General features: G+C 51.8%; 4 protein-coding genes and 3 pseudogenes. 1 reads left to right on the forward strand and 6 read right to left on the reverse strand.

Annotated elements, in window-relative coordinates; genetic code table 11:
- Window positions 1-70, forward strand: a pseudogene (locus tag ACTBDZ_RS12735) (surface-adhesin E family protein); the annotation flags it as partial.
- A gap of 784 nt (window positions 71-854) precedes the next feature.
- Here ACTBDZ_RS12735 and mscS read toward each other — a convergent pair.
- The 6 genes and pseudogenes from mscS to ACTBDZ_RS12765 form a co-directional block, all read right to left on the reverse strand.
- The gene (mscS, locus tag ACTBDZ_RS12740; RefSeq protein ID WP_438815588.1) at window positions 855-1718 is read right to left on the reverse strand and encodes a small-conductance mechanosensitive channel MscS; all 864 of its coding nucleotides are present in this window, start codon (window positions 1716-1718) and stop codon (window positions 855-857) included.
- 150 nt (window positions 1719-1868) lie between these two features.
- Complete coding sequence (fbaA, locus tag ACTBDZ_RS12745; protein ID WP_438815589.1) at window positions 1869-2945, reverse strand: class II fructose-bisphosphate aldolase; 1077 nt, start codon at window positions 2943-2945, stop codon at window positions 1869-1871.
- 136 nt (window positions 2946-3081) lie between these two features.
- Window positions 3082-4245: a phosphoglycerate kinase gene (gene pgk, locus ACTBDZ_RS12750; RefSeq protein ID WP_438815590.1), complete on the reverse strand. Its 1164-nt coding sequence runs from the start codon at window positions 4243-4245 to the stop codon at window positions 3082-3084.
- A 76-nt stretch (window positions 4246-4321) separates the two neighbouring features.
- Complete coding sequence (gene epd, locus ACTBDZ_RS12755; protein ID WP_438815591.1) at window positions 4322-5338, reverse strand: erythrose-4-phosphate dehydrogenase; 1017 nt, start codon at window positions 5336-5338, stop codon at window positions 4322-4324.
- 442 nt (window positions 5339-5780) lie between these two features.
- Window positions 5781-6871: pseudogene (locus tag ACTBDZ_RS12760) on the reverse strand (glycoside hydrolase family 88/105 protein).
- A 67-nt stretch (window positions 6872-6938) separates the two neighbouring features.
- Window positions 6939-7694: pseudogene (locus ACTBDZ_RS12765) on the reverse strand (dihydrodipicolinate synthase family protein).
- Window positions 7695-7705 lie beyond the last annotated feature (11 nt).

Consider the following 7705-nt stretch of genomic DNA (forward strand, 5'->3'; position numbering starts at 1 on the left):
CATGGCGATGGTCAAAGCGCTTAACCGGATCACGCTATTAGGAATGCCGAACAGTATTCGCATCACGTAACAATCGACCCGATGGGGCACAGTCGTTACAAGTTCTGATTTATTCAACAAAGCCGTTCCGGTCTGCTTTTCATTACGTTGCAGTAGGAACGCAATGGCAAACAGCGAAAACATAAAGGGCAGTTCAAACAGCTCTTCCAGCAAATCCGTACGCGCGGTGTCGTAGACAAAGAGAAAAGCAAATAAGCGGTGGTGTTCGATGGTATCGACGATAACGAAATAGAGCACCAACAATAGGATATCCCACACCGGCAGGCTTTCTTGCCGGAAACGGCGAATAACCTCTTGACGAATCACGGGCAACAGCAGCGCACAGGCCGTCACGCCAATCAACACGATGGAGATAATGCGAAAGTAGAGCTTAGGCTCATCCGGGAAATAATCCCGTCCCCAACTGATCCCCCGACCAAACAATAAGATCCACCAACTGATGCTCCAGAGCCAAAAGGACTTCGCAGCAGTCTCACGTCGCAACGGCCTGATATAGCACCAAGTGAACAGCGCACCAAACCGCAGCCATAAGGATTGAAACGTCTCAATGACCATCACTGCCTGGCTTTGCGCGGAAAAAAGCCGATTCCCGGTGTACAACAGTGAGATGGCAAAAATCGCGATCGCCACGGTGTGGGGATACAGGGTTTTATCAAGTTTCATAACGCGACACATATCAACCAATAACAATGGTTAGGGTAGGTTGATACGCTGGCTGTTTTTTTGCTTTTCGAGTGAAAGCGTTTAGGCATCCGTGCGCTTAGCACCGGATGCCTAAAAAGGACTAACGAAAATTACGCCTTCGTTGATGTTGACGGGGGTTGATGCAAATGCACATCCATTTGCGGATAGGGAATGCAGATCTGATGCTCATCCAACGCCCGTTTAAAATTTTCTAACAGATCCCATTTCACCGCCATGGCATCACCGTTGGTCGTCCAGACCCATACGACAAAATTCAGTGATGACGCGGCCATTTCATTCAAACGGATGGTGACGCCACGCTCATGCTGGATGCGCTTATCAGCCGCGACGATATCCCCCAGCACCGTTTTGACCTGGTCAATATCAGCATCATAGGCCACGCCAACGATAATTTCGGTGCGTCTGTCCGGCTCACGACTGCTGTTAATGATGTTTTCGGCAATGATTTTCCCATTGGGAACAACGATGATTTTACCATCTGGCGTGCGCATCGTTGTGGAGAAGATCTGCACCTGCGTCACCGTGCCAGAAACCCCGCCCAGATCGACAAACTCACCGGTACGGAACGGGCGGAACATCACCAGCAGAACACCCGCCGCGAAGTTTGACAGCGAGCCTTGCAGCGCCAAACCCACCGCTAAACCAGCGGCACCCAGTACCGCAATCACCGATGCGGTTTGCACGCCAATGCGGCTCAATACTGCAATCAGCGTAAAGGCAATAATCCCGTAACGCACCAATGCGGCGAGAAAATCCGCCACGGTGATATCAATGCCCCGCGCCACCATCACTCTGCTGATACCGTTAGATACCACACGAGCCACCAGCAAGCCGATGAGCAAAATGATAATGGCGGCCACCACGTTCACCGCATACTGAATCAGCAGAGCCTCATTATTGACCACCCATTGCCCCATACGGCTCAGGCTTTCGGTTACATCCAGTTCTTCCATTTGCACTCTCCCCTTTTTTGCATTTCACCCTTTGAAAGGGATGGTTCACACCCAAAATGGCCGCAAAGCGGGCCAGAAAAAATTAAGGCTCCTGATAAAAGGAGCCTCTTATTTTCATGCATTGTTTATCAATGCACTTATTAATATAGATTACAGTACGTCGATCGCGTTCAGTTCTTTAAACGCTTTTTCTAAACGAGCAACCATGGTTGCCTGGCCAGCACGCAGCCAAACGCGCGGATCGTAGTACTTCTTGTTCGGCTTGTCTGCGCCTTCCGGGTTACCCAACTGCCCTTGCAGGTAGCCTTCGTTCTTTTTGTAATACGCCAGCACTCCTTCCCAGGTTGCCCATTGGGTGTCGGTGTCGATGTTCATTTTGATCACACCGTAGCTCACCGCTTCGGCGATCTCTTCTGCCGTAGAGCCGGAACCGCCGTGGAACACGAAGTCCAGGCTGTTGTGCGGCAGGTTGAATTTCTTGGAGACATATTCCTGCGAATTGTGCAGGATTTTCGGCGTCAGTTGCACGTTACCCGGTTTGTATACGCCATGCACGTTACCGAACGATGCCGCGATGGTGAAACGCGGGCTGATGGCGTGCAATTTTTCGTAGGCGTAAGCCACGTCTTCCGGCTGGGTGTAGAGTGCGGAGTTATCAAGGTGGCTATTGTCCACGCCATCTTCTTCACCGCCGGTGCAACCCAGTTCGATTTCCAGCGTCATGTTGATTTTTGCCATGCGCTTGAGGTATTCGCTGCAAATCTCGATGTTCTCTTCCAGAGACTCTTCCGACAGGTCGATCATGTGGGAGGAGAACAACGGCTTGCCGGTTGCGGCAAAGTGTTTTTCACCAGCCTCCAGCAGGCCATCCAACCAAGGCAGCAGTTTTTTCGCACAGTGGTCAGTGTGCAGGATAACAGGAATGCCGTAGTGTTCAGCCATCAGGTGAACGTGTTGTGCGCCAGAGATGGCACCGAGGATAGCGGCTTTCTGACCTTCCGCTTTCAGGCCTTTACCCGCTGTGAACGCGGCCCCCCCGTTAGAGAACTGAACGATAACCGGTGCGCGAACTTTCGCTGCCACTTCCAGCACCGCATTGACGGAGTCAGTACCGACGCAGTTGACTGCGGGCAGAGCAAAGCCATTTTCCTTTGCTACTGCGAAAACTTTCTGAACGTCATCGCCAGTGATGACACCAGGTTTTACGAAATCAAAAATTTTAGACATGTTACGTGTCCCGTCTCGTTGGCCGTGGAGGGTTGAGATAATTGACTACGGGCCGGACGCACAGCGTCCGAACCCACCGTTGCCCACTCGACGAGGGAGCAACGGGTTGCCGGGTGACACCCCCTGCAAAGCGGCATTACTGCTTAGCACGCTCTTCCAGCATGACTACCGCAGGCAGTTTTTTACCTTCCACGAACTCCAGGAAGGCACCGCCGCCGGTAGAAATATAAGAAATCTTGTCTGCAATACCGAACAGGTCAATCGCGGCCAGCGTATCACCACCACCAGCGATGGAGAACGCTTCGCTGTCTGCAATCGCCTGAGCGATGATTTCAGTCCCTTTGCGGAAGTTCGGGAATTCGAACACGCCAACCGGACCGTTCCACAGGATGGTCTTGGCATTTTTCAGAATATCGGCCAGACGCTCAGCGGAGACATCACCCAGGTCCAGAATCTGTTCATCATCTTTGATGGCAGTAACAGACTTCAAGGTTGCGGTTGCGGTTTCGGAGAATTCCGTCGCCACGCGCACATCGCTCGGTACCGGAATATCGCAAGTTTCCAGCAGTTTTTTCGCTTCAGGGATCAGATCCGCTTCGTACAGCGATTTGCCCACGTTGTGACCTTGTGCCGCCACGAAGGTGTTGGCAATACCGCCGCCGACGATCAGTTGGTCAGCAATTTTGGACAATGAGCCCAGCACGGTCAGTTTGGTAGACACTTTAGAACCGCCGACGATAGCCACCATCGGACGCTCTGGGTTGCTCAGCGCTTTACCCAGCGCTTCCAGTTCGTCTGCCAACAGCGGGCCTGCACAGGCGATATCAGCAAACTTGCCTACACCGTGGGTAGAAGCCTGAGCACGGTGCGCCGTACCAAAGGCATCCATGACGAACACGTCACACAGCGCTGCGTATTTCTTCGACAGCTCTTCGTCGTCTTTCTTCTCGCCTTTGTTGAAGCGAACGTTTTCCAGAACCACCAACTCGCCTTCGGCAACATCAACGCCATCCAGATAATCCTTCGCCAGACGAACTGGAGAAGAAATTTTATCTTTCAGATAGTTAACAACCGGTAGCAGGGAGAATTCTTCGTTGTATTCCCCTTCGGTCGGGCGTCCCAGGTGGGAAGTCACCATGACACGCGCACCTTGTTTCAGGGCAATTTCAATGGTCGGCAACGACGCACGGATACGCGCATCAGACGTCACTTTACCTTCTTTAACCGGCACGTTCAGATCCGCACGAATCAGTACGCGTTTACCCGCCAGATCCAGATCGGTCATCTTAATTACAGACATGGTGAATCCTCTTGTTGATTCTCTTATAAAGTTGTGTGATCGAGATTAAAATCCCTGATAATTCAATTGCATATAACTAAAAACCGCAGACTGCCATCGCGCGTGTCGTATCCAGCATGCGATTGGCGAAGCCCCATTCGTTGTCGCACCAGACCAGCGTTTTTATCAGGTGCGATCCACTGACCCGCGTCTGCGTACCGTCGACAATGGCACTGTGCGGATCGTGATTAAAATCAGCTGAAACTAAAGGTAATTCCGTATAGTCAACTATACCACGAAATGCTCCATGCGCTGATTTTTGAAAAATCGCATTGATTTCATTAACATTTACCGCTTGCCTTACCGTTACGCTCAAATCAATGGCAGTGACATTGATGGTTGGCACGCGTACCGAAATCGCCTCAAAACGGTCAGTAAACTGCGGGAAGATACGCGTAATGCCTGCCGCCAGTTTAGTATCCACGGGAATGATGGACTGGCTGGCCGCGCGGGTGCGGCGCAAATCGCTGTAGTACGCGTCAATCACCGGCTGATCGTTCATCGAAGAGTGGATCGTGGTGACTGTGCCGCTTTCAATGCCGAACGATTCATCCAGCAATTTAATAATGGGGATAATGCAGTTGGTGGTACAGGAGGCGTTAGACACAATGTGGTGTTCTGGCTTCAACGTATCGTGATTGACTCCAAACACCACGGTGGCATCAATATCATTGGCACCGGGGTGAGAAAACAGCACCTTCTTGGCGCCGGCGGACAGATGTGCTTCGCCGTGCGCACGACTTCCATAGACGCCGCTGCAATCAAGCACCACGTCGACACCCAGCTCTCGCCAAGGCAGCCCCTCAATTTCACGCTGATGCAATAGCAGAATGGCGTCATCGCCCACGTAGAGCTGGTCGCACTCCTGGCGAACATCCCAGGCAAAGCGTCCATGGCTGGTGTCATATTTAAGCAGGTGCGCCATACCTTCCGCGCTCGCCAGCTCGTTGATCGCCACCACGCTAATATCGACCCGGCGTCCGGATTCGTACAGTGCCCGTAACACACTGCGGCCAATACGACCAAAACCGTTTATCGCAATACGAATTGTCATCGCATTCTCTGTATCAAGCTGAACACTCGAATTATGTAGGGTATATACCCGTCATACTTCACGTTGCAGGTGTGTTGGCTGCGCTCACTCACCCGAATCACTTACCTGAGTAAGCTCATCGGGATTCGCTCCCTTGCCGCCTTCCTGCAACATGAATTATTTAGGGTATAGAATAATCAGTACCAACAACGGAATAAACTGTTAAGTAAGACTATTCTCGGGCAACGCCCTGGCACTTGACGATCCATCTGCGGGATAAGTTCGCCGTTATTCGGGATCAATCGCCCTAATTACGCCAACTGAAACGCTTCAGCTAGCATAATGCAAATTTTCATCAAAAGAAATATCTCGGCCAGAGCGCTTGCAGAACAGTGACGCAGTTCAAAGAAAAGGGCAGAATCAGCATGGCAAGAAACGGTGTCTTGCCATGCAAACCGGTGTATCAGACGGGCTTAGTGCCCAAGAGATTAGGGTGACGCAACATTTCTGCTAACGCCAGCATTGCCAATGATTGCCCATAGGAGCGCTGGCGAATCGGCACATCGGTATATTCTGGCAATGTCATAAATACCGGTGTACCGGAAGAGACTTCCGCCAGTTGCCCTTGTTGATCGATGCGCGCCAGCAGCGCAGCAATGGCGTTAACACCAGCATCGGCAAAGCGGCTATCGAGAATGCCGAGTCGATACCCTTTCAGAAAAGCGTAGGCAATCGCCGCCGTCGCCGACGACTCCTGATAACTGTGTGGATCGTTGAGCAGCGTGTGCCACATGCCGTTTTCCGCCTGAACGCTTAACAACGCTTCGCTCTGGCGCAGGAAGTTCTGTTCAATAAAACGCGATGACGCAGAGTGGCTTGCTCGCGTTAATTCCAGCAGTTCAACCGCCGTTATCGCCGCCCAGCCATTGCCCCGGCCCCACAACGCTCCAGCAAAGTGGTGTTTTTCTGTGAAATGCCAGCCGTGCCGCCACAGACCGCTGACGGGATCTCTTAAAAATTGCGTATGCAACAAAAACTGGTAGATGACTTCTTCGCAATAAGCAGGCTTGTTGAGCAGTTGTCCGGCCTTAACGTGGAACAGGCCGCTCATAAACAGGGTATCGACCCACAATTGCCCTTCGTTATTGCGCGTAGCCGTGGTGTGGGCGAATCCCCCCATTTCGGTACGCAGCAGGCCCTGATCAATCCACTCGCCGTATTCATTCACCAGCGCGCGCCACTGCGCATTTTCCTGCTGCTCCAGCAGCGACACCAGCGTCAGCATCGGTGCGACGTGGTTGACATTACTGCCGCTTCAGCCTGATGGCGTTCAAACCAGGCGCTCAGGTAGTCGACATAGGTCTGATCCCCGGTCGCCTGGTACAAGCGCCAAATGCCATACAATCCGACGCCTTGCGACCAGTCCCACAGTTCGATAGACATATCTGAACCGTAGGCACCGATGGATTTGAGATAGGCATCATCCTCACGGATGGCAATGATCTCCTGATACAACGCGGTGAGTTTTGTGGTGATGACTGATTTATCCAGCATGGGTTTCTTCCTGAAGGTTGGGCTACAGAGACGCGCTTAGCAGCAACGTCTCTGTAACGTGGGGAGATTATTCCCCAATGGCGATATTAGCCTCACGCAGCAGCGCGATTAGGTGCTGTTTCATTTCCGGGCTGTGCGGCGTCGCGGGAGCGGACACGGCGGCAGAAATTGACGAACCGGTGAGGCGAATCGCTTCTTTTATCAGGCCGGTAAAAGACACTTCCAGGGTATAGATCTTCGACAGCACGGCCAGGCGGCGCAGCAGCGCTTGCACCGCAACTATATCTTTATCCAAAAATGCCTGATAGATACCGCAGGTGATTTCCGGCGCAAAATTGGAGGTGGCGGGAATCACGCCATCACCGCCGAGCAGCAGCGTATCGAGGGCTTATTCATCAAAGCCGCAGAACACCAGAAAATTAGGATGACGGCCTTTCACTTCCGTGATCACCTGGCGAATATGGCTCATGCAATCAACGGTATCTTTGATACCCACAATATTGGCGCAGCTGTCTGCCAAACGACCAATTAATTCTACGGACAGGTTTTGTCCGGTTAATGCCGGGAAGTTATATAATAATTGCGGAATAGCCACCGCATCAGCAATAGACTTGTAATGATTATAAAGGCGTTCATCGGACATCAGTGCATAATAGGGATTCACAATCATCACCGCATCCGCACCAATATCTGATGCGTGTTGCGTTAATCCGTCATTCCGCACCTGATTTTTCTTTTTTCGGGACTTGACGGTATTCTGACGTTCTGAATTTATTACTGCTTTTTGCAGACCAATCAGCATGAGTACTCCCCACGTTACCATCCGTAACCTTG

This window comes from Symbiopectobacterium sp., assembly GCF_051710365.1.
Taxonomy (GTDB): domain Bacteria; phylum Pseudomonadota; class Gammaproteobacteria; order Enterobacterales; family Enterobacteriaceae; genus Symbiopectobacterium.

Bases quoted from the DNA above. Each gene is read 5' to 3' on its own strand.
- mscS (WP_438815588.1), bottom strand. From the start codon at position 1,718: ATGGAAGAACTGGATGTAACCGAAAGCCTGAGCCGTATGGGGCAATGG.
- fbaA (WP_438815589.1), bottom strand. From the start codon at position 2,945: ATGTCTAAAATTTTTGATTTCGTAAAACCTGGTGTCATCACTGGCGAT.
- pgk (WP_438815590.1), bottom strand. From the start codon at position 4,245: ATGTCTGTAATTAAGATGACCGATCTGGATCTGGCGGGTAAACGCGTA.
- epd (WP_438815591.1), bottom strand. From the start codon at position 5,338: ATGACAATTCGTATTGCGATAAACGGTTTTGGTCGTATTGGCCGCAGT.